Genomic DNA, 20271 nt, shown 5'->3' on the forward strand with positions numbered 1-20271 from the left:
AATATGGCTGAAAATAAGCAATACGTTAGCGCATTAGATGTCGGCACATCAAAAGTCATCGCCTTGATTGGCGAAGTGGCGGCTGATGAAATCAACATCGTAGGCATGGGATTAGCCGAATCACGCGGCTTAAAAGCAGGCATGGTTACCAACATTGATGCCACCGCCCAAGCCATTCAACAAGCCATGAGCGAAGCCGAGCGCATGGCGGAATGCAAAATTTCCAGCGTGGTAACGGGCATATCGGGCAACCACATCCGCAGTCTCAATTCGCAAGGCGTGGTGAAAATCAAAGACGGCGAAGTAACCAAAGCCGATATTGAACGCGCCAAAGACACCGCCAAAGCGGTCAATATCCCGCCCGACCACCAAATCCTGCACACCGTGGTGCAAGAATACATCATTGATAATCAACCGGGCGTGCGCGAGCCTATTGGCATGAGCGGTGTGCGGCTGGATACGCGCGTGCATATCATCACAGGCGCAGTAACTGCCTTGCAAAACGTGCAAAAATGTATTGAACGCTGCGGCTTAAAAGTGGACGAAATCATGCTGCAACCCTTGGTATCCGCCGATGCGGTGCTTACCGAAGACGAGAAAGAGCTGGGCGTGTGCGTGATTGACATTGGTGGCGGCACCACCGACATCGCGGTGTACACCAACGGCGCAATTCGCCACACCGCCGTTATCCCGATTGCGGGCGATTTGATTACCCGCGATTTGGCGCAAGCCTTGCGCACGCCTTATGCCGCCGCCGAACGCATCAAAATTTTCCACGGCGTTGCCTTGGAAAACCTAGAAGGCTTGGACGAAATGGTGGAAGTGCCCAGCGTGGGCGACCGCCTGCCGCGCCAAATCTCGCGCCGCACGCTCGCCAGCGTAATTGGGCCGCGCGTGGAAGAAATCTTGGAACTCACGTTAAACGAATTGCGCCGCGCGGGCTTCCCCGAAGAAGTTTTGACTTCGGGCATCGTGCTCACAGGCGGCGCATCTTTATTGCGCGGCGTGGTGGAATTGACAGAAGATGTGTTCAACTTGCCCGCGCGCATTGGCGTGCCGCAAGAAGTGGGCACGTTATCCGACCGCATCCGCAATCCGCGCTATGCCACCGTGATTGGCTTGCTGCACGCCGCAAAAAAACGCGCCCAGCAAAACGGCATCAGCGCAGGCAAGCCCAACCGCCGCAACAGCAACACCGTTGCCGATAAACCTGTTATCAGCAAAAACGAAAAACGCCCCGCGCCATCGCCACAGCGCGATGATGATGAACCCGATGATTTGCTGCTGCCCGAGCCAACACCACGCAAACCAGGTTGGATAAGCAGAGCGATTGATTGGATGAAAAACAATCTCTAATCCTTTTTCAGGCTGCCTATTCGCATTTGAAACCGATTTCGGTTAGGCAGCCTGAAAATCTATTTTCACTTTCAACAATAACGACAAGCGCATTTTGGAGCTTAACTATATGGACAACAATGTTTACAACCTCGCCGAAGGCAACACTGGACCTGCTGTGATTAAAGTAATCGGTGTGGGCGGTGGCGGCTGCAATGCCATCAACAACATGATTGAAAACCCGATTCAGGGGGTGGAATACATCAGCGCGAACACGGATGCACAATCATTGGCAGACAACAACGCCGCCAACAAAATCCAACTGGGCGCGAGCTTAACGCGCGGTTTGGGCGCAGGCGCAAACCCCGATGTGGGGCGCGATGCGGCGTTGGAAGACCGCGAAACCATTTCTGCTGCCATCAGCGGCGCAAATATGTTGTTCATCACCACAGGCATGGGCGGCGGCACAGGCACAGGCGCAGCCCCTGTGATTGCCGAAATCGCCAAAGAAATGGGCATTTTGACCGTTGCCGTGGTAACGCGCCCGTTTAAACACGAAGGCAAACGCGGCATCGTGGCGCAGCAAGGCATTGATTTGTTGAAGCAACACGTTGATTCGTTGATTGTTGTGCCCAATGATAAATTGTTGAGCGCGTTGGGCAAGGGCGTTACCGTGCGCGAAGCATTCCGCGCGGCAAACAACGTGCTGCGCAACGGCGTGGCGGGCATTTCCGAGATGATTACCAGCCCTGGCTTGATTAACTTGGACTTTGCCGATGTGAAAAACATGATGAGCATCACAGGCATGGCGATGATGGGAATTGGCGAATCCAAAGGCACCGACCGCGCCCGCATCGCCGTGGAGCAAGCCATTTCCAGCCCTTTGCTGGACGATGTGAGCCTAAGCGGCGCGCGCGGCGTGTTGGTGAACATTACCACTGCGCCCAATGCGTTTATTTTGGATGAATACGAAGAAATTATGGCGGTGGTGAACGAATACGCTTCGCCCGATGCCGAGCTTAAATTTGGCACCGCCGAAGACGAATCCATGGCGGAAGACGTGATTCGCATCACCATCATCGCCACAGGGCTGAAAGAGAAAAACGAATCCAGCTTAACGACGCATCGCCACACGGCTGCGCCCATTGAGCCTGATTACAGCCACAAAATGAACAGCATTTTCCGCTCGGCGCGAGATGTGCACAGCGCGAATTTGGTGGCGGCAGATTTTGCCAGCCAATCGGTAATTGATGATTTTGAAACGCCTGCGGTGTTGCGCCGTCGTGGCGGCGGCAACAAGCCTGAATAATCTTGGGGCGTGTTGACAATCAACATTTTGGCGGATTTTGCGCCCTAAAACGACATCTGCTGCGTTAAAAATACTCATCTATGGATGGCATAGGCTCGCATTTTCGCCTTGCATCTGCCATTTTATGACGCAAAATCCGCTCAAAAGTTGAATGTCAACACACCCTAGGGTAGCCTGAAATGGGAAAATGATTTTCAGGCTGCCTTTTTCTAACCTGCAATGAAAGGACGTTATCATGCAAGACACGCAATATTTGGATAAATTCCAAGCCATGCAGTTGGCGGCGATTTTGATTTCCGCTAAATCCAACACGCAAGATGATGCGGAATTGACCCATCGTCTGTTTGCTTTGGCGGAGCAAATTCGCAAGAAAGACCAAGAAGTCGTGCGCGGCTTGATTGGCAATCCGAAGTTGGGTTGTTGATGGATTGAATGCGGCGCGAACGATAAAAGGCAGCCTGAAAACGGGTTTATCCATTTTCAGGCTGCCTAATTTTATGCGCTGCCGTTTTGCTTGGCTTCCAGCATCTCCCAGCGTTCTAATTGTTCCAGCAACGCGGTTTCAATTTCATCCGCGCGCGCCTGCAATGTGCCTGCTTTTTCGTAGTCCTTAAAGATTTCGGGCTGGGAAAGCGCGGCGTTGATTTCGGCTTGCTCGGCTTCCAGCGCGGCGATGGCATCGGGCAGCGCGTCCAGTTCGCGCTGTTCTTTGTACGATAGCTTCACGGTGCGGTTGGCTTTGGGTTTCTCTTTTTCAGGCTGCCGCTCTTGCGCGGTGGCGGATGCAGCCTGAAACTGGTTTTCGCGCGTTTGGGCATCTGGGTAATCTTGATAGCCGCCGATGTATTCTTTCAGGCTGCCGTTGCCTGTAAACACAATGCTTTGCGTGATGACGTTGTCCAGAAACATACGGTTGTGGCTGACGAGAAACATCGTTCCTGCGTAGTCGCGCAGCAGGTCTTACAGCAATTCTTGCGTGTCAATGTCCAAATCGTTGGTGGGTTCGTCCAGCACCAAAATATTGGCGGGGCGGGTGAACAGCTTGGCAAGCAGCAGGCGATTGTGCTCGCCACCTGATAGCGATGACACGGGCGATTGGGCGCGGGCGGGGTGGAACAAGAAATCTTCCAAGTAGCTCATCACATGGCGTTTTTTGCCGCCGATTTCCACAAAATCGTTGCCTTGCCCAATGGTGTAGAACACGGTGTCGCTGTCGTTTAACGCGCTGCGAAATTGGTCAAAATAGGCGACTTCTTGCTTGCTGCCGATGCGGACTTTGCCGCGTGTGGGCTGCAATTCGCCGAGAATGAGTTTGAGAAAGGTGGTTTTGCCGATTCCGTTTGCGCCGATTAAGCCGATTTTGTCGCCGCGTTGGATGATGGCGGAAAAGTCGTTCATAATCAATTTGTTGTCGTATTGAAACGAAGCGTGTTCTAGCTCGGCGACGATTTTGCCGCTTTTTTCGCCTGCGTTGAGCTGGAACGATACTTGCCCTTGCTTCTCGCGGCGGGCGGCGCGTTGGCGGCGCAGTTCTTCCAAGCGGCGCACGCGCCCTTCGTTGCGGGTGCGGCGGGCTTCTATGCCTTTGCGTATCCATGCTTCTTCTTGCGCGTGAAATTTGTCAAACAGGCGGTTGTGTTCGGCTTCTACGGCGAGTTCTTGCGCTTTTTTTGCGCTGTATTTGCTGAAACTGCCTTCGTAGCTGCGCAGCGTGCCACGGTCTAGTTCTACGATGCGGCTGGCGATGTTGTCTAGGAAGCGGCGGTCGTGGGTGATGACAATCAGGCTGCCTGAAAAGCCGCGCAGCAGGTTTTCCAGCCAGATAATCGCGTCGATGTCTAGGTGGTTGGTGGGTTCGTCCAGCAGCAGCACGTCGGGCTTTTGTACCCATGCTTGGGCAAGGGCGACGCGCTTTTTTTGCCCGCCCGATAGGTTGGCGATGCGTTCGTATTCGGGCAGCCCCAGCTCGCTGATGGTTTGGCGGATGGCGGCATCAAATTGCCAGCCGTTTTGCGCTTCAATTTGGTTTTGCAGGCTGTTTAGTTCTTTGATTAAGCTGTTGTTTGGGGTGTGTTCTAGCTCGTGGCTGATTTGGTTGGTGGTAGCGGCGCAGGATGTCGCGCATTTCGCCCAAGCCTTCGGATACGATGTCAAACACGTTCGCATCGGGCGCGAATTGGCTTTCTTGCGGCACATAGACGATTTTCAGGCTGCTTTGGATGATGAGTTGCCCGTCGTCGAGCTTTTGCACGCCTGCAAGGATTTTGAGCAGGGTGGATTTGCCTGCGCCGTTGCGCCCGATGAGCCCGATTTTTTCGCCTTGCGCGAGTTGAAAGGCGGTGTGGTCTAGCAGGGGGACGTGTCCAACGGCGAATCTGGCGTTTTCTAGGGATAGGATGGTCATGGTGTGGGGTTTTGTTGGGAAATGGTTTTGGTTCGCTGAACTTTGTTTCAGGCTGCTTCTGGGTCGTAGCCTGCTTGGATTTCTAGCTCATTGACGTGGAGCGTGATGATTTCGCCTGCGCGGATTTTGGCGGTTTTGCGCGTTTCGGTTGCGCCGTTGCGTTGCACTTGCCCTGCGGCAATCAGGGCTTTGGCTTGCCCGCCGCTTTGGGCAAGCCCTGCGAGTTTGAGCAGGTCGCACAGGGCGATGTGGTCTTGGTCTTCTAGGTAAACGGTGGCGTGCATGGGGTATCCTTTGCGGGTGGGATGTGGGCAGCCTGAAAATGGGGGGTACTTGTTTTCAGGCTGCCTTTGGGTTGCGCGGATGGTTACGCGGCATCCGATTGGTTTTCAGGCTGCCTTGAATGGATGCCGTATAGGCAGCCTGAAATCTAATGGGGTGGTGACGGCTCATCGCCAAATGGCTTAATCAAACATAGCATGACTGATTTGCCAAAATATCGGCGAGCCGCCGACGCGCCATCGGTTGTTGGTTTTGCCAAGATTTCAGTTTGAAATTCGTTTCGCTTGTTTTAGGCAGCCTGAAACGCGGTTCAACATGGCTAATCTAAGAACCTGTATTCACTATTTGCATAGGCATCTTTTATGCCCTAAAAACGCGGCTACTGCGTTAAAAATGCTCGCAAGGTGTCCAACCTTGCTGCGCTTTTTGCCTTGTATCCACGCTTTTATGGCATCAAATCTGCCTATGCAAATAGTTGAATATAGGTTCTAAAACGTTTGGCGCATGTTACTCGTTTTCAGGCTGCCTTGTGAATGTAAACGTCTGCCACATAGGCAGCCTGAAAACGGATAAACGTTTGTTATTCAAATATATGCTCCGCGCTGGGAAACGCGCCCGCTTTGACTTCGCGCACATAGGCTTCCACGGCGGCTTGGATGCTGGGTTGCCCGTTCATAAAGTTTTTGACGAATTTGGCGGTTTTGCCGTGGTACACGCCGAGCATATCGTGCATCACCAGCACTTGCCCATCGGTGTCTTTGCCTGCGCCGATGCCGATGGTGGGGCAGGAAACGCTTTGGGTGATGGTTTTGCCCAGCGCGGCGGGCACGCATTCCATCAGTATCATGCTTGCGCCTGCTGCGTCGTGCGCTTGGGCATCGGCTAACACGGCGGCAGCGGCATCGCCACGCCCTTGCACTTTGTAGCCGCCAAACACGTTGACATACTGCGGCGTAAGCCCGATGTGGGCGCAGACGGGGATGGCGCGTTGTTGCAAGAATTGCGTGGCCTCGGCGAGCACCGCGCCGCCTTCCAGTTTCACCATGTGCGCACCTGCTGCCATCAGCGCAGCGGCGGCGGCAAAGGCTTGTTCTTTGCTTTGCTGGTAGCTGCCAAAGGGCAGGTCGGCAAGGATAAGGCTGTGGCTGTTGCTGCGGGCAACGTTTTGGGTGTGGTAAACCATGTGTTCCAACGTTACGGGCAGGGTGCTGCTTTGCCCTTGCACAGTCATGCCCAGCGAGTCGCCAATCAGCAGGATTTCTACGCCTGCGCGGTTCATCAGGGCGGCGAAGCTGGCTTCGTAGCAAGTGAGCATGGTGATTTTGTCGCCGTTGGCTTTCATGCTGCGGAGTGTGTTGAGCGTTATCATGTTTGCTTTCCTTGGGGTTGAAGTGTGTGGATGGGGGAATGGGTTTTCAGGCTGCCTGAAATAGGGCGATATAGGCAGCCTGAAACCTAAAATGGAGCGGCAACGGCTCGTCGCCAACGTTTCAAACATCGCATTATTATTGATTTGCCAAGATGTCGGCGAGCCGCCGACGCTCCATCGGTTACAGGTTTTGCAAAGGTTTCAGGCTGAAAAGGTAGAGCTGGTTTTTTCGGGGTTGGATTGCGTCAACAAGGTTTGTGGTATGGGACTTATAGACTTAAAACTGAAACGCTTTGCCATTATGCGCATTGCGGGCTTTGGCATCGGCCAGCATACGCGGAAAATCTAGCGCAAAGCGTTCGGCAAGATGGTGGGCGCGTTTTTTCAGTTTATCCAAATTAAGCTCGGGCGGGTGGTTAAAGGCGAGCACGGCGATGTTGCCATGCGTTTCGGCGGGGATTTCCAGCACGCGGTTGCGAAAAACGCTGCGCAGGCGTTGGATAAACAGCGGATAGCGTTTGTCGCCGCTCCACCAGTTGGTCGCAAAAATGCCGTGTTCGCTAAGGGCTTGCTGGCTGTCGTGGAAAAAGGGTTCGCCCACCAGTTCATCGATGATTTGCACACCGTCAAAGCCATCTACCAGCATCAGGTCGGTGTTGTGGTTCAGGATTTGGACGTATTCCGCGCCATCGGCTTCTATGATTTGGAATTGCTCGTTTTCGGGCGGCAGGCAAAACGAAGCGCGGGCGATTTTGATAACTTGTGGGTTGATTTCTATGCAGATTTGTTTGGCTTCGGGCAGGTGTTCGGCAAGATAGCGGGCAAATGAGCCGCCGCCCAAGCCGATTTGCAAGATGGTTTGCGGCACATCATCGGCAAAAAGCATCCAGCTCATCATGGCGCGGCTGTATGACAGCACGAGTTCGCTGGGATGGTGGATGTTCATGGAGCTTTGGATGGTGGGCGTGCCCAGATGCAGGGAACGGATGTTGCCCAGCTCGGAGATATGGGCTTCGGGCAGGGTGTTGCGAAAGAAGCGGGAACGGCGGAATGGGTGGGTCATGCGGGGCTTTCGGGGGCTGTGTGAAGGCAGCCTGAAAATCTGCAAATCGTGTTTTCAGGCTGCCTTTTGGGGGTTACAAAGATTTCAGGCTAAAACCTTTGCGAAACCTAAAACGCCACAAGAAATAACAAATTCTTCGTCATTCACGCGTAGGCGGGAATCTTGGTTAAATTTACACCATGGTTTGTTTTTAAGTAGATTTTTGAATATCAAACAAGATTCCCGCCTACGCGGGAATGACGGCATTTCTTAATTTTTAGCTTCGCAACTCCGCTTCGCTATGCAGGCTGCTGCTAGGATTTTACAAAGATTTCAGGCTGCCTATTTCTCTTTCGCCAGCAGGCGCAGCAGGTGTTGCCCGTATTCGTTTTTCTTCATGGTTTCGGCAATCTCGCGCAGTTGCGCCGATGTCAGCCAGCCGTTGCGCCATGCGATTTCTTCAAGGCAGGCGACTTGCAGGTTTTGCACGTTTTGAATGGTGCGCACAAACGCGGCGGCATCGTGCAGGCTTTCGTGCGTGCCCGTGTCCAGCCATGCGAAGCCGCGCCCGAGCAGTTGCACGTTCAGGCTGCCGTCTTGCAGATACATTTCGTTGAGCGTGGTGATTTCCAACTCGCCACGCGCTGATGGTTTGACTTGCTTGGCAAACTCCACCACGCGGTTGTCATAAAAATATAAGCCTGTTACCGCCCAATCGGATTTGGGCTGCTGCGGTTTTTCTTCAATGGAAAGGGCTTTTTGGTCGCCATCAAATTCCACCACGCCAAAGCGTTCGGGGTCTTTGACTTGGTAGGCGAACACGGTTGCGCCGTGTTTTTGCGCTACGGCGGCTTTGAGCGTTTGGCTGAAATGTTGCCCGTAGAAAATGTTGTCGCCCAACACAAGGCACACGTTGTCGTCGCCGATAAATTCTTCGCCGATGATAAAGGCTTGGGCAAGCCCATCGGGGCTGGGCTGCACGGCGTAGCTGATGTGGATGCCGAAGCTGCTGCCATCGCCCAGCAAACGGCGAAAGGCGGCGTTGTCTTCGGGCGTGGTAATCACCAGAATTTCGCGGATGCCTGCCAGCATCAGCACCGACAGGGGGTAGTAAATCATGGGTTTGTCGTAGATAGGCAAAAGTTGCTTGGATACGCCGCGGGTAATGGGGTAAAGGCGCGTGCCGCTGCCGCCTGCTAGGATGATGCCTTTCATGTGATGCTCTTTTGTTTAGTTGATGGGGGTTGATTTTGCTGAATTTGATTTCAGGCTGCTTAAAAAGGGGCGTATTTTACTGTGTTTGGAGCGGGATGACTATTTTTCAGGCTGCATTAGGGTAAGGCAGCCTGAAATTTTTGCCAAACCTGCAACCGATGGCATCAAAGGCTCGCCGACATCGTGCTAACCAAGTACAGCCCTATTAGATACCCATTTGGCGACGAGCCGTCGCCGCTCCATGTTGGTTTTCAGGCTGCCTAATCGCACAAGATAAGGCAGCCTGAAAACACGACTACACGCTCACCCCCGCTTTGCGTGCAATCTCTAACCCTTCTTCCTTGCTTAAATAAACAGGGTTTTCCGGATGATGTTGGCGCACGAGTTTGCCGTGGTCAAACATGATGAGTTCGTCGCAGGCGAATTGTTGCCATGTTTCGTTGTCGGTTAAGGGTAGGGTGGTAATTACGGTTACGCGGTCGTTGGGCGTGGTTACTTTGGCGAAGTCTATCGCCATGTCTTCATCAATCAGATGGGCTTGCCCAAAGGGCGGCTGGCGGGTGATGTAGTAGAGCAGGGTGCTGGAGTGGGCATACATCACGCGCCCATCGGATAGAATGAAGTTAAACATCCCATGCTGGCGGATTTCGGCGCACAGCTCGGCAAGCGCGTCAAACAGCGTGTTGGGGCAGGGGCGGTCGGGGAACTGGGCGCGCAGGCGGTTGAGCAGATAGCAAAAGGCTTGCTCGGAATCGGTGCAGCCCACGGGGCGATAGGCTTTGCCGTTGAAATCGGGCGCGAAGCTGGGGCGCAGTTGCCCGTTGTGGGCAAACAGCCAATAGCCGCCCCACATTTCGCGCTGAAAGGGGTGGGTGTTTTCCAGTGAGTTGATGCCTTGCGATGCTTTGCGGATGTGGGCGATGACGTTTTCGGATTTGATGTGGTAGTTGCGAATCAGCTCGGCAACGGGCGATTGCGCGCTGGGCTTGTCGTCCAGAAACAGGCGCAAGCCGCGTCCTTCAAAAAAGCCGATGCCAAAGCCATCGGTGTGGTGGTCGGTGAGCCCGCCGCGTTTGGAAAAGCCTGCGAACGAGAAGCCGATGTCGGTGGGGGTGTTGCAATTCATGCCGAGTAGTTGGCACATGGGGTGTTCCTTGTCGGGGTTGGTGTGGTTTAGTTCCGCTGAAACTTGCTTTACTTGTTTTTAGGCTGCCTATTAGATGAGGCGTAATCTGCGCAGCAATCCAGCAAAAAACAGCGGCAACCGCTTTTCAGGCTGCCTGAAATGTAAAATGTGATTATAATGCGATTTTTACTTATGGAAATCAACAAAAAATGCGTTTTCACCCTGATGTGATGGGCGTGGACAATCTCGCCGCACAAATCCGCAAAATCCCCAATTTCCCCAAAGACGGCATTCTGTTTCACGACGTTACCACCGTATTGCAAAGCCCCGAATATTTCCGCTTGCTGGTGGATTTGTTTACCTATCACTATATGGGGCAAAAAATAGACGTGGTGGCAGGGCTGGAAGCGCGTGGTTTCATCATCGGCGCAGCTTTGGCGTATCAGCTTAACGTAGGTTTTGTGCCCATCCGCAAAAAAGGCAAGCTACCGTTTGACACCATTTCGCAAACCTACGCGCTGGAATACGGCGAAGCCACCGTAGAAATCCACAAAGATGCCATCCGCGAAGGCAGCCGCGTGTTGCTGATTGACGACTTGGTCGCCACAGGCGGCACCATGCTGGCGGGCGTGGAGTTGATTCGCAGGCTGGGTGGCGAAGTGGTAGAAGCCTGCGCCATTTTAGAATTTACCGATTTGGACGGCGGCAAAAAAATCCGCGAGAAAAATGTGCCATTGTTTTCATTGCTGAAAAACGATGGGTCTATGTAGCGCAATCTTATCCATACAAAAACAGCTCAATTGAAACATTGAGCTGTTTTTTGCTACTCAGGGCTTTATTTCAGGCTGCCTATGGTTTTCAGGCTGCCTATATGGATGACGACGGATAATGTTATTCGTCATCCGCGCGTTCGCGATACAACACCAACAGCTTACCAATATGCTGCACCAACTGCGCCCCCGTTGCCGCGCACAATTCTTCGCCAATCAGCAAACGCTCATCGCGCTCATCGCCCAACACGCGCACTTTAATCAACTCATGCGCGTTCAACGCCGTTTCCGTTTCACGAATCACCGCTTCGGTTAAACCATGCTGCCCAATCATCACCACAGGGTTCAAATGATGCGCCCGCGCACGCAACGCCAAAATTTCTTGTTTGCTCAAAACAGGTTTCTTTTCCATTCAGTTCTCATTGTTTGGTGTTTACAAAATCAAGCGCGATTATACGCGAAAATCAGAAAAACTTGCGCTCGCACAGCAAACATTATTATAATTCGCCGTTTTGCAACCTTGCCGCCCGCAATCGCATGGCGAGTGGCTGTTTTTAACCAACCGTAAGGAGATAACATGCGTCATTACGAAATCGTGTTTATCGTTCATCCAGACCAAAGCGAGCAAGTGCCAGCGATGGTTGAACGCTATAAATCCATGATTACCGAAGCAGGTGGCAAAATCCACCGCTTAGAAGACTGGGGTCGACGCCAATTGGCTTACCAAATCAACAAGTTGCACAAAGCACACTATGTGTTGATGAACATTGAAGCCACCCCCGCAACCATCGAAGAATTGGAAACAGGTTTCCGCTTTAACGATGCCGTGTTGCGTCATCTCACCATCCAAAAGAAAGCAGCCGTAACCGAGCCATCTGTGATGATGCAAGGCGAAAAATCTAAAAATTTGCTCAACGGCGAAGCTGCTAGCGAAGAAACTGCTGAAGCCTAATTGAACAATCAATTTCAGCTTACCGCCAAACTGCATAAAGTGGATGTTTTGCGCTACACGCCCGCAGGTGTGCCTGTGTTGGATGTGGTGCTGCAACACGAAAGTGTGCAACAAGAAAATGGTTTGCAGCATCAAGTTAAATTTGAATTGCCTGCAAAAATTATCGGTGAGCAAGCCCAAGCATGGCAACACAAAATCGGCGCAATGGTTGAAGTAAGCGGCTTTTTAGCCCAGCGCAGCCAAAGAATTTTTCGCCCTGTGTTGCGGATTCAAAATATTCAAGAATATAAAGGTTAAACGACATGGCTCGTCAAACATTTAAACGTCGCAAATTCTGCCGTTTTACGGCTGAAAAAATCCAAGAAGTGGATTACAAACAAGTTGATTTGCTTAAAGATTTCATTACTGAAAACGGCAAAATCATTCCCGCGCGCATCACTGGCACAAAAGCGCATTACCAACGCCAATTGGCTGTTGCGGTAAAACGTGCGCGCTTTTTGGCTTTGTTGCCTTACACTGACCAACATAAATAATTAGGAGTTTACATTATGCAAATTATCTTGTTGGAACGCGTTGCTGGTTTGGGCAACTTGGGCGATGTGGTAACGGTGAAAAACGGTTACGCTCGCAATTTTCTGATTCCTACTGCCAAAGCCAAACGCGCTACCGAAGCAAACTTGAAAGAGTTTGAAGCTCGTCGCGCTGAATTGGAAGCCAAACAAGCTGCAATTTTGGCTGATGCGCAAGCTCGTCAAGCGAAATTGGACGGACAAACGGTTACCATCGCGCAAAAAGCGGGTGTGGACGGTCGCTTGTTCGGTTCGGTTACCAATGCAGACATCGCTGCGGCGATTGTGGCTGCGGGTGTGGAAGCGGTGAAATCAAACGTTCGCTTGCCAGAAGGTCCATTCAAAGCGGTTGGCGAATACGAGATTGAAGTGGCTTTGCACGCTGATGCGGTAGCTAAAATTACGGTGGCTGTGGTTGCTGCGGCTGAGTAATTTGGTTGATTAAAAGGCAGCCTGAAAACGATAAATGGGTCGTTTCAGGCTGCTTTTTTGTGTGTTGTTTGTTTGAGTTTGGGGATGAAGTCTTGTGGCAGCCTGAAACCTCTGCAAAATCTAAAAATGCCACAAGGAATAGTAAATCTCCGTCATTCCCGCGTAGGCGGGAATCTTGGTTAAGTTTATGCAATGAATTGTTTTTAAGAAAATTTCTGAATATCAAACAAGATTCCCGCCTACGCGGGAATAACGGCATTTCTTATTTTTCAGGCTGCCTTTGAGATTATGCAAAGATTTAGAATATAGGCGTTTGGGCTTGATGGTCAGGCAGCCTGAAAACGTATTTTGAAATATTGTTTTAGCTTCGTTGAAACTTGCTTTGCTCGTTTTCAGGCTGCCTTTTGTGTGGATGGCTGGTGTTTTATTCATGCGGGGCGGTAAACAAAAAAGGGCGGATAATTTATCCGTCCTTTTGTTTGGTTGAAACGATTGCAGCGTGCGTGTGGCGACGAGCCGTCGCCGCTCCATTGTTGTTAATGCTTCATCAGCCCCATATAGGTTTCCGCGCATTTAAAGCCAAAGCCGACATAGGCGCGGTTGAGTGCTTCGTATTTGACATCGGCTTCGGTGCGTCCGCCACGGCTAAGTGCGGTGTTGAGATGCCCCAAGTGGGCGGCGGCGTGTCCGATTTCGGCTAGGGCGAGAATGTAGGCGGTTTGGCTGTTGTCCATGTCGGCGACTTCTTCTACTAGGTGCGACATCACGCGAAACCAGCGTTTGGTGCCAAGGTCAATGTCTAATTCGCCCGAGCCGAATTTGCGAAAATCGCTCAGGGCGTTTTCTACATGGAATTTGGTGCGCGGGTGGGCTTGGTCTTTCAGGCTTTCGGCTTGGGCGATGGTGCGCTCGTAGTAGTCGTAGAGTTGGTCTAGCGAGTAGTCGGTGATGTCGTAGAGTTGAGTCATGGTTTTGTCCTTTGTGGGTTGGGTTAGGAGATTAGCGTTTTCAGGCTGCCTTTTGGATAATATGGGCGACGGCTTCTAGTTCCACCAGCAAATCGTCGCGGCACACGTCGCCGATGGTGTAAACCACGGGCACGCCTTGCAGCTGCTGTTCGCACACGGCGCGGACGGTTTCGTAATCGGCGGCGTGTTTCACATAGGCGCGGACAACGGCTAAATCTTGCAGCGTTGCGCCGTAGCCTGCGAAGCCTGATGCGGCGAAGTTTTCGGGGGCGATGAGCGCGGCGATGTTGAGCAGCGTTTCTTCGGTTTGCTTGGCGGTGTTGCCGATGTGTTGGGTTTCGGATGCGGTGATGGATGCGGTGCCCGACACATACACGGCGGCTTGGTTGTCGTATATCACCGCCATTGCGCGGGCGAATTTGGGCGTTTCGGGGCTGTAATGCCGCGCGTATTCAAAGGCGGGGGTTTGGCGGGGGTTTTCCAGCGGCAGGGTGAACACGTCGGCGCGGCTGGTGATGAGCGCGGTGCTGCCAAGGGCAACGTCTTCGCCGCCCATGCCGATGCCTGTGGATGCGGGGTACACGTCAAAGTTGGGTTGGCTTTTCAGGCTGCCTTTTAGGAATGCGGTGTCGCCAAAGGCATCGGTGCGGGCGCGGTTGAGTTCTTTGTAGCGTTGTTCTTGGTTGGCAACGCGGTTATCGGGGGCGACGATGCTGCCCATGTAAAACCATGTGCGGAACACTTGGTCTAGCCGTGCGCCGCCTTGTTGGAGCAGCGCGATGTTGTCGTTGAGCACGGCGAGCGTGTCGGCGTAGGCGTTTTCGCGCGGGGCTTTGCCGCCCAAGTAGGCATCGGCTTGGGTGTGGACGAAGGTGATGCCGTTGTGTTGCACGGTGGTTAAGCTGTTGTTGATACGGTTTATTTCTGCGTCCGACACGGCAACGATTTCAGCCGCCAGTAGGTTGCCATCGGCGGGGGCTTGGCTCACAAACGCGGAAAGCGGCTGCGCTGCGCCTTGTTGCGCGGCAAAGAGTTGGGCGACTTCGTCCAAGCGGTCGGCATCGCGCAGAAAGATGGTTTGGCGGACGATGTGTTGATTGGCAAAGTGTTGTTGGATTTGGGCGACGATGTCGGCGGCTTGCCCGGCATAGCTTGCGCCGCTTTGGGGGACAATCACGGCGTAGGCGTAGTTTGAGAAGCGGTCGGCTTTGAATTGGCTTTGTTGCGGGGTCATAAGTGGTTCCGTTTTGTTGGGATGGATTGAGATTGGGTATTTTTGTGTTTCCGCTTTGTTGAAGTCTTCGGTTTTCAGGCTGCCTAAACAGCTCTATTAGGCAGCCTGAAAACGCTTAATCTGCGCTCAATCTACGCCGCCACCGCTTCATGCGCGGTTTCATCGTTAAACGCAAAATGGGGCTGGATTTTGCCATCGGTGAGCGCGAGAAATTCGTCCACGCCTTTAAACGCGAAGTTCACATAGGCGGTTTGCAGTTTCACATATTCGGCATCGGCTTCGGTGCGGCGACCGCGGCTCAACGCCATGTTCACATGACCCATGTGCGATGCGGCGTGCGCCACTTCGGCGGCGGCGAGAATATAGGCGGATTGCGCGGCGGTCATGTCGCCCACTTCTTCGGCGAGTTTGGTCAGCTTTTTGAACCACAGCTTCGCGCCTTCATCTGTGCCCAATTCGCCTGAAACAAAGCGGCGCATATGGTCAATCGCTTGCTTTACGGTGGGCAGGGCGCGTTTGTGGGCGTAGCCGATGTGTTGCTCAATAATGTCAATGCCGTGGCTTAAACGGCGATAGAGTTCAGCCAGCGAAGTGCTGTCGGATACGGTGAAAAGCAGTTGTTTGGACATGATGGTGTTCCTTGTAGTCGGGTTGTCGGTATTCAGAACCTGTGTTCAATGCGGCGCAATCATAGTCTTTTGAAATTTCGTTTTCCAAGAATGTTTTTGAATATTCTTTATGCCCAACGGCGTTCTAAACAATATAAAAAAACGGCATAAGGCAGCCTGAAAAGCAGGTTGGCGCGGCGAAAGCGGATAAAGCCCAATCATCCGTTGTAAAATCCGCCTTTTCGTTTTCAGCCGCCCAAACCCGTTTTCAGGCTGCCTTAACCATCCACCATGAACCGCCGCCAATTCCTGCAAACCACCGCCACCCTTGCCACCGCCGCTTCCGCATCATGGCTGGGCTATCGCTATCTTTCGCGCCCGCCCAGCATCAGCGTAAACAAAGTAGGCTTGCCGCTTGCCCACTTGTTGCGCGACCAACAGTTCAACGCCGCCCCCAGCCGCGAACACGTTTGCGAAACGCTGATTTTGGGCAGCGGAGCCGCCGCGCTTTCCGCCGCGTGGTATTTGGCGCGTAACGGCTACACCAATTTTTGCCTTGCCGATGGCTTGGAACGCAATGGCAACAACGCCGCCTACGCCTATTTAGGCAGCCTGAAAATGAGCAAAGCGAATTTCAGCGAAGCTAAAACGAGCGCAAGCAGTGAACCACCGCTCATCGCCCCCAGCGGCGCGCACTACCTTGCCCAGCCATCCGCCGAAAGCAGCCACATCCGCCAAATGCTTGCCGATTTGGGCATCATCGAAGGCTACGATGGCGCAGGCAAACCCATCTACTGCGATACCGACCTTGTCAACGCCCCCGATGAACGCCTGCTCATCAACGGCGCATGGCAAGACGGCATCATCCCCCAGCCGCACGACCCTGACATCCGCCGCTTCTTCGCCCTGATTGCCCAGCTATTGCACGCACGCGGCAGCGACGGGCGCAAAATCTTCGCCATCCCCATCGCCCTGTCATCGCAAGACCCCCAATGGCGCGCGCTAGACCGCCAAACCTTTGCAGGGTGGCTCGCCGAACAAGGCTACCAATCGCCCCGCCTGCTGTGGTACTTGGACTACTGCTGCCGCGACGACTACGGGCAAGGCATAGACCAAGTTTCCGCCTACGCAGGGCTGCACTACTTCGCCGCGCGCGGCAACGAACACGCCCCCGTGCTCACATGGGCAGACGGCCTAAACCACCTATCCGAAGCCCTACGCGCCCACGCCAAAATCCAAAGCCACGAGCAACTGCCCAACGCCCGAGAACTCACATTCAGGCAGCCTGAAAGCTACCCCTACGCCGCCAGCCACATCGCCGAACACAGCGACCATGTGCGCGTTACCCTGCGCCACATCCACACAGGCGACACCCGCCGCATCCACGCGCAAAACGTTATCTGCGCCATGCCGCTCAACATCGCCCAACGCATCATCCAAAACCCCCAACGCTACGGCTTCGCTCCCGATTTCAGGCTGCCCCCATCCGCCCCGTGGCTCATCAGCAACTTCGTACTCCACAGCTTCCCCGCCGAACCCAAGCGCAGCGAATTAGCATGGGACAACATCGTTTACGGCAGCCAAGGGCTAGGCTACGTGGTTGCCAGCCACCAACGCATCCACGTCGCCCGCCCCAGCCACACCATCTTCACCGCCTACACCGCGCTCAACCACGACAGCCCCGCCAACATCCGCCGCCAACTGCTTACCGCCGAACCCCGCGACCTACTAGACATCGCCGCCCAAGACCTGCTCACCGCATACGGTAAACCATTCTGGCAACACGTCGCCCACATAGACATCACCGTCCGCGCCCACGCCATGAGCGTGCCCAGCGCAGGCTATCTCACCCACCCCACGCTCATCGCCCTGCGCCAACACCCATCCCGCCTACACTTCGCCCACAGCGATTTAAGCGGCTACTCCGTGTTTGAAGAAGCCGCATGGTGGGGCATAACCGCCGCCCAACGGCTCTTAGGCAAAGGCAAACGACAGGCAGCCTGAAAACCGTAGGATGGGCAACTCGTTGCCCACGCTGCTCGCCCAACCTTTGTAAAAGCCCAAAGGCAGCCTGAAAAACAAAATCAAGCCATTTCAACCAACCTTTACGCCAGCGCACGGCTTGCGAGCAAGCCGTAGAGACGCGGGCAAACATTTCAGGCTGCCCAATATTCGCCCCCGCGTCCAAGCCCCGCATCACATTTCAGGCTGCCTCATCCAAAGGCAGCCTGAAAACCGTAGAGTGGGCAACTCGTTGCCCGCGCTGCTCGCCCAACCCTTACCCAATCCAAAGCCCGCCTGAAACCTTTGCCCAACCCGCAGCCTATGGAGCGTCGGCGGCTCGCCGACACCTTGTCAACCAATTATGCGATGTTTAATAAGCATTGGCGGCGAGCCGCCGCCGTTCCATTTTAGGTTTCAGGTTGCCATTGAGTTTTTGCAAAGGTTTCAGGCTGCCCACCCTAAAACCAAGCCCCACAAATAAATGCTATAATCGCGCCCATTTCAGGCAGCCTGAAAACCCCAACCCATTTCAGGCTGCCTTATCCATTCCCATCACCCATCAACAGGAGCACCCACAATGTTCGGCAAAGCAGGACTCGGCGGCTTGATGCAACAAGCCCAAAAAATGCAAGAAAACATGAAAAAAGCGCAAGCAGAACTCGCGCAAACCGAAGTAGAAGGGCAAGCAGGCAACGGCTTGGTGAAAGTAACCGCCACGTGCAGCCACGTTGTACGCAAAATCAGCATCAGCCCCGATTTAATCAGCGAAGCCGTCGACGACCCCGAAATGCTGGAAGACCTGATACTCGCCGCCATCAACGACGCACACGAAAAAGGCGAAGCCACCACTTCCGCCAAAATGTCGCAGTTCACCCAAGGCTTGCCCGCAGGCATGGGCGACTTTTTCAAATAAAGGCAGCCTGAAACGCAGCTTGGCATCGCAAAAGGATAATCCGCTATGGCAAAAATAGGCATCATCATGGGCAGCAACAGCGATTGGCACATCATGGAACACGCCGCCAAAATGCTGCAACAATTTGGCGTGGACTACGAAGCCCAAGTCGTCTCCGCCCACCGCACGCCCGATTTAATGTTTGATTACGCCAAAACCGCCCAAGCGCGCGGTCTGCAAGCCATCATCGCAGGCGCAGGCGGCGCAGCTCATTTGCCGGGCATGGTTGCCGCGCAAACCACGCTGCCCGTGCTCGGCGTGCCCGTGCCCAGCAAATACCTGCGCGGCGAAGATTCGCTGCTGTCCATCTTGCAAATGCCCAAAGGCGTGCCCGTTGCCACCTTTGCCATCGGCGAAGCAGGCGCAGCCAACGCCGCCTTGTTCGCCATCTCGCTGCTCGCCAATCAAGACAACGCCTTGGCGCAAAAGCTGGCAGACTTCCGCGCCCAGCAAACGCAAAGCGTGCTGGCGATGACCTTGCCCGCCGTGAGCCTAGACTAATAGGCAGCCTGAAAACCGCTCTATACCCCATCAACAACGCTGCCCCGCGCAGCCACAAACCATGAATTTTCATCCCGAATTTTCCATCCCCCTAGCCGAGCAAAACCAAGTTGGCGTGTTACTCGTCAATCTTGGCAGCCCCGAAGCCCCCACGCCCGAAGCCGTGCGCCCTTTTTTGCGCGATTTTTTATCCGACCCGCGTGTGGTAGAACTCTCGCCATGGCTGTGGCAACCGCTGTTGCGTGGCATCATCCTGCCGCTGCGCAGCCGCCAATCCGCCGAGCTATACAAAAAAATTTGGCTCAAAGAAGGCTCGCCGCTCAAAGTGTTTACCCATCGCCAGCTAGAAGGCTTGCGCCAAAGGCTGCCTGAAAACATCCATTGCGCCTACGCCATGAGCTACGGCAAACCCAGCATCCACGAAGCCATGAGCACGCTCAAAAGCAAAGGCGTGGGGCGGCTGATTGTGCTGCCGCTGTATCCGCAATACGCAGGCAGCAGCATGGGCGCAGCGTTGGATAAAGTGCTGGGCGAATTGGAACACGAGCGCAACCAAATGTCGGTGCGCACCGTTGCCCGCTTTTATTTCCACACGGGCTACATCCGCGCCCTTGCGCAACAAATCGCCAGCTACCGCAAACAATACGGCGCAGGCGAAAAACTGATGTTCAGCTTCCACAGCATCCCGCAAAAACACAGCGATTTGGGCGACCCCTACGCGCAAGAATGCCGCGAAACCGCCCGCCTTGTCGCGCTGGAACTCGGCTTACACGAGCAGGATTATGTGGTCTCGTTCCAAAGCCGTTTTGGCGGTGGCAAATGGCTAGAACCCAGCACGCAAACGCTGTTCAAAGAATTGCCACGCAAACACAAAATCACCAAACTAGACGTGATTTGCCCTGGGTTTGTGAGCGACTGCTTGGAAACCATGGAAGAAATCGCCATTCGCGGGCGCGAGCAATTCTACGCAGCAGGCGGCACACAATTCCAATACATTCCCTGCTTAAACGACAACCCCGCATGGCTAGACGCATTAAGCGAGATTGTGAAAGAAAGCGGCGCGGGGTGGATAAAAGCGTAATCTTCATTTTCAGGCTGCCTTGGTTGTATTAGGCAGCCTGAAAATCAATTACACCAAGCAAAGAGGAAAATATATGTTCAAAAAACTCATCCTAGCCCTAACCAGCTTATTTATTTCA

At 53.7% G+C, this 20271-nt stretch carries 25 protein-coding genes and 1 pseudogene; 15 read left to right on the forward strand and 11 right to left on the reverse strand.

Translation table 11 applies throughout. The features are described 5' to 3' along the window. The first annotated feature begins 3 nt into the window (after positions 1-3). The 3 genes from ftsA to Q4A85_RS02205 all read left to right on the forward strand — a co-directional run bounded on the left by ftsA (position 4) and on the right by Q4A85_RS02205 (position 3068). Positions 4-1356, forward strand: a complete 1353-nt coding sequence (gene ftsA / locus Q4A85_RS02195; protein ID WP_303107491.1) for a cell division protein FtsA — start codon at positions 4-6, stop codon at positions 1354-1356. A 109-nt stretch (positions 1357-1465) separates the two neighbouring features. Then, on the forward strand, positions 1466-2644 hold the full coding sequence (ftsZ, locus tag Q4A85_RS02200) for a cell division protein FtsZ (RefSeq protein WP_303107531.1): 1179 nt from the start codon (positions 1466-1468) through the stop codon (positions 2642-2644). A gap of 235 nt (positions 2645-2879) precedes the next feature. Continuing rightward, positions 2880-3068, forward strand: coding sequence for a hypothetical protein (locus tag Q4A85_RS02205; protein ID WP_303107492.1), 189 nt, complete (start codon positions 2880-2882; stop codon positions 3066-3068). Positions 3069-3139: 71 nt separating this feature from the next. On the opposite strand, the pseudogene Q4A85_RS02210 reads toward Q4A85_RS02205, so the two are convergent. From Q4A85_RS02210 to rfbA, 5 genes and pseudogenes are all read right to left on the reverse strand, one after another. After that, positions 3140-5048: pseudogene (locus Q4A85_RS02210) on the reverse strand (ATP-binding cassette domain-containing protein). A gap of 47 nt (positions 5049-5095) precedes the next feature. Continuing rightward, entirely contained in the window at positions 5096-5332 is a 237-nt protein-coding gene (locus Q4A85_RS02215) for an RNA-binding S4 domain-containing protein (protein ID WP_303107494.1), read from the reverse strand. A gap of 578 nt (positions 5333-5910) precedes the next feature. Next, complete coding sequence (gene panB / locus Q4A85_RS02220; protein ID WP_303107532.1) at positions 5911-6699, reverse strand: 3-methyl-2-oxobutanoate hydroxymethyltransferase; 789 nt, start codon at positions 6697-6699, stop codon at positions 5911-5913. A 277-nt stretch (positions 6700-6976) separates the two neighbouring features. Continuing rightward, a complete protein-coding gene (locus Q4A85_RS02225; protein ID WP_303107495.1) occupies positions 6977-7762 on the reverse strand; it encodes a polyamine aminopropyltransferase in 786 nt (261 codons plus the stop codon). 321 nt (positions 7763-8083) lie between these two features. Next, positions 8084-8956, reverse strand: a complete 873-nt coding sequence (rfbA, locus tag Q4A85_RS02230) for a glucose-1-phosphate thymidylyltransferase RfbA (protein ID WP_303107496.1) — start codon at positions 8954-8956, stop codon at positions 8084-8086. A gap of 22 nt (positions 8957-8978) precedes the next feature. On the opposite strand from rfbA, the gene Q4A85_RS02235 reads away from it, so the two are divergent. Further along, positions 8979-9146 carry a hypothetical protein gene (locus Q4A85_RS02235; RefSeq protein ID WP_303107498.1) on the forward strand — a complete coding sequence of 56 codons (168 nt, stop codon included), beginning with the start codon at positions 8979-8981 and terminating at the stop codon, positions 9144-9146. 105 nt (positions 9147-9251) lie between these two features. Here the strand turns inward: Q4A85_RS02235 and Q4A85_RS02240 are convergent, their stop codons facing one another. After that, a complete protein-coding gene (locus tag Q4A85_RS02240; protein WP_303107500.1) occupies positions 9252-10100 on the reverse strand; it encodes a class II glutamine amidotransferase in 849 nt (282 codons plus the stop codon). Positions 10101-10291: 191 nt separating this feature from the next. Here Q4A85_RS02240 and Q4A85_RS02245 point away from each other — a divergent pair, with 191 nt between their 5' ends. Next, a complete protein-coding gene (locus Q4A85_RS02245) occupies positions 10292-10852 on the forward strand; it encodes an adenine phosphoribosyltransferase (RefSeq protein ID WP_303107501.1) in 561 nt (186 codons plus the stop codon). 121 nt (positions 10853-10973) lie between these two features. Here Q4A85_RS02245 and yhbY read toward each other — a convergent pair whose 3' ends face one another. Next, positions 10974-11264 carry a ribosome assembly RNA-binding protein YhbY gene (gene yhbY / locus Q4A85_RS02250; protein WP_303107503.1) on the reverse strand — a complete coding sequence of 97 codons (291 nt, stop codon included), beginning with the start codon at positions 11262-11264 and terminating at the stop codon, positions 10974-10976. Positions 11265-11429: 165 nt separating this feature from the next. Between yhbY and rpsF the strand changes: the two genes are divergently transcribed. Genes rpsF through rplI form a run of 4 tightly spaced genes read left to right on the forward strand, consistent with a single transcriptional unit; the run spans position 11430 to position 12805 of the window. Beyond that, the gene (gene rpsF, locus Q4A85_RS02255; RefSeq protein ID WP_303107504.1) at positions 11430-11804 is read left to right on the forward strand and encodes a 30S ribosomal protein S6; all 375 of its coding nucleotides are present in this window, start codon (positions 11430-11432) and stop codon (positions 11802-11804) included. Beyond that, positions 11805-12101, forward strand: a complete 297-nt coding sequence (gene priB, locus Q4A85_RS02260; RefSeq protein ID WP_303107506.1) for a primosomal replication protein N — start codon at positions 11805-11807, stop codon at positions 12099-12101. A gap of 5 nt (positions 12102-12106) precedes the next feature. Further along, complete coding sequence (gene rpsR, locus Q4A85_RS02265) at positions 12107-12337, forward strand: 30S ribosomal protein S18 (RefSeq protein WP_002641495.1); 231 nt, start codon at positions 12107-12109, stop codon at positions 12335-12337. Positions 12338-12352: 15 nt separating this feature from the next. Then, positions 12353-12805, forward strand: coding sequence for a 50S ribosomal protein L9 (gene rplI, locus Q4A85_RS02270; protein ID WP_303107509.1), 453 nt, complete (start codon positions 12353-12355; stop codon positions 12803-12805). A 222-nt stretch (positions 12806-13027) separates the two neighbouring features. Here rplI and Q4A85_RS02275 read toward each other — a convergent pair whose 3' ends face one another. The 4 genes from Q4A85_RS02275 to Q4A85_RS02290 form a co-directional block, all read right to left on the reverse strand. After that, a complete protein-coding gene (locus Q4A85_RS02275; protein ID WP_303107511.1) occupies positions 13028-13336 on the reverse strand; it encodes a hypothetical protein in 309 nt (102 codons plus the stop codon). Positions 13337-13341: 5 nt separating this feature from the next. After that, a complete protein-coding gene (locus Q4A85_RS02280) occupies positions 13342-13773 on the reverse strand; it encodes a hypothetical protein (protein ID WP_303107512.1) in 432 nt (143 codons plus the stop codon). 40 nt (positions 13774-13813) lie between these two features. After that, a complete protein-coding gene (locus tag Q4A85_RS02285) occupies positions 13814-15007 on the reverse strand; it encodes an endoribonuclease L-PSP (RefSeq protein ID WP_303107513.1) in 1194 nt (397 codons plus the stop codon). 131 nt (positions 15008-15138) lie between these two features. Then, on the reverse strand, positions 15139-15636 hold the full coding sequence (locus Q4A85_RS02290) for a CoA biosynthesis protein CoaBC (RefSeq protein ID WP_303107514.1): 498 nt from the start codon (positions 15634-15636) through the stop codon (positions 15139-15141). 270 nt (positions 15637-15906) lie between these two features. On the opposite strand from Q4A85_RS02290, the gene Q4A85_RS02295 reads away from it, so the two are divergent. The 6 genes from Q4A85_RS02295 (at position 15907) to hemH (ending at position 20153) form a co-directional block, all read left to right on the forward strand. Beyond that, positions 15907-17619, forward strand: a complete 1713-nt coding sequence (locus Q4A85_RS02295) for a twin-arginine translocation pathway signal (protein ID WP_303107515.1) — start codon at positions 15907-15909, stop codon at positions 17617-17619. 118 nt (positions 17620-17737) lie between these two features. Next, on the forward strand, positions 17738-17917 hold the full coding sequence (locus tag Q4A85_RS02300) for a hypothetical protein (RefSeq protein WP_303107516.1): 180 nt from the start codon (positions 17738-17740) through the stop codon (positions 17915-17917). A gap of 127 nt (positions 17918-18044) precedes the next feature. Continuing rightward, positions 18045-18227 (forward strand): hypothetical protein, encoded by a 183-nt coding sequence (locus Q4A85_RS02305; protein ID WP_303107517.1) that lies wholly within the window; start codon positions 18045-18047, stop codon positions 18225-18227. Next, a complete protein-coding gene (locus Q4A85_RS02310; protein ID WP_303107518.1) occupies positions 18197-18532 on the forward strand; it encodes a YbaB/EbfC family nucleoid-associated protein in 336 nt (111 codons plus the stop codon). Before Q4A85_RS02305 ends, Q4A85_RS02310 begins: the two co-directional genes overlap by 31 nt. A 45-nt stretch (positions 18533-18577) precedes the next feature. Beyond that, entirely contained in the window at positions 18578-19072 is a 495-nt protein-coding gene (gene purE / locus Q4A85_RS02315; RefSeq protein ID WP_303107519.1) for a 5-(carboxyamino)imidazole ribonucleotide mutase, read from the forward strand. A gap of 61 nt (positions 19073-19133) precedes the next feature. Then, the gene (gene hemH, locus Q4A85_RS02320) at positions 19134-20153 is read left to right on the forward strand and encodes a ferrochelatase (protein ID WP_303107520.1); all 1020 of its coding nucleotides are present in this window, start codon (positions 19134-19136) and stop codon (positions 20151-20153) included. The last annotated feature ends 118 nt before the right edge of the window (positions 20154-20271 follow it).

The sequence above is a fragment of the Kingella sp. (in: b-proteobacteria) genome (genome assembly GCF_030527935.1).
GTDB lineage: Bacteria > Pseudomonadota > Gammaproteobacteria > Burkholderiales > Neisseriaceae > Kingella_B.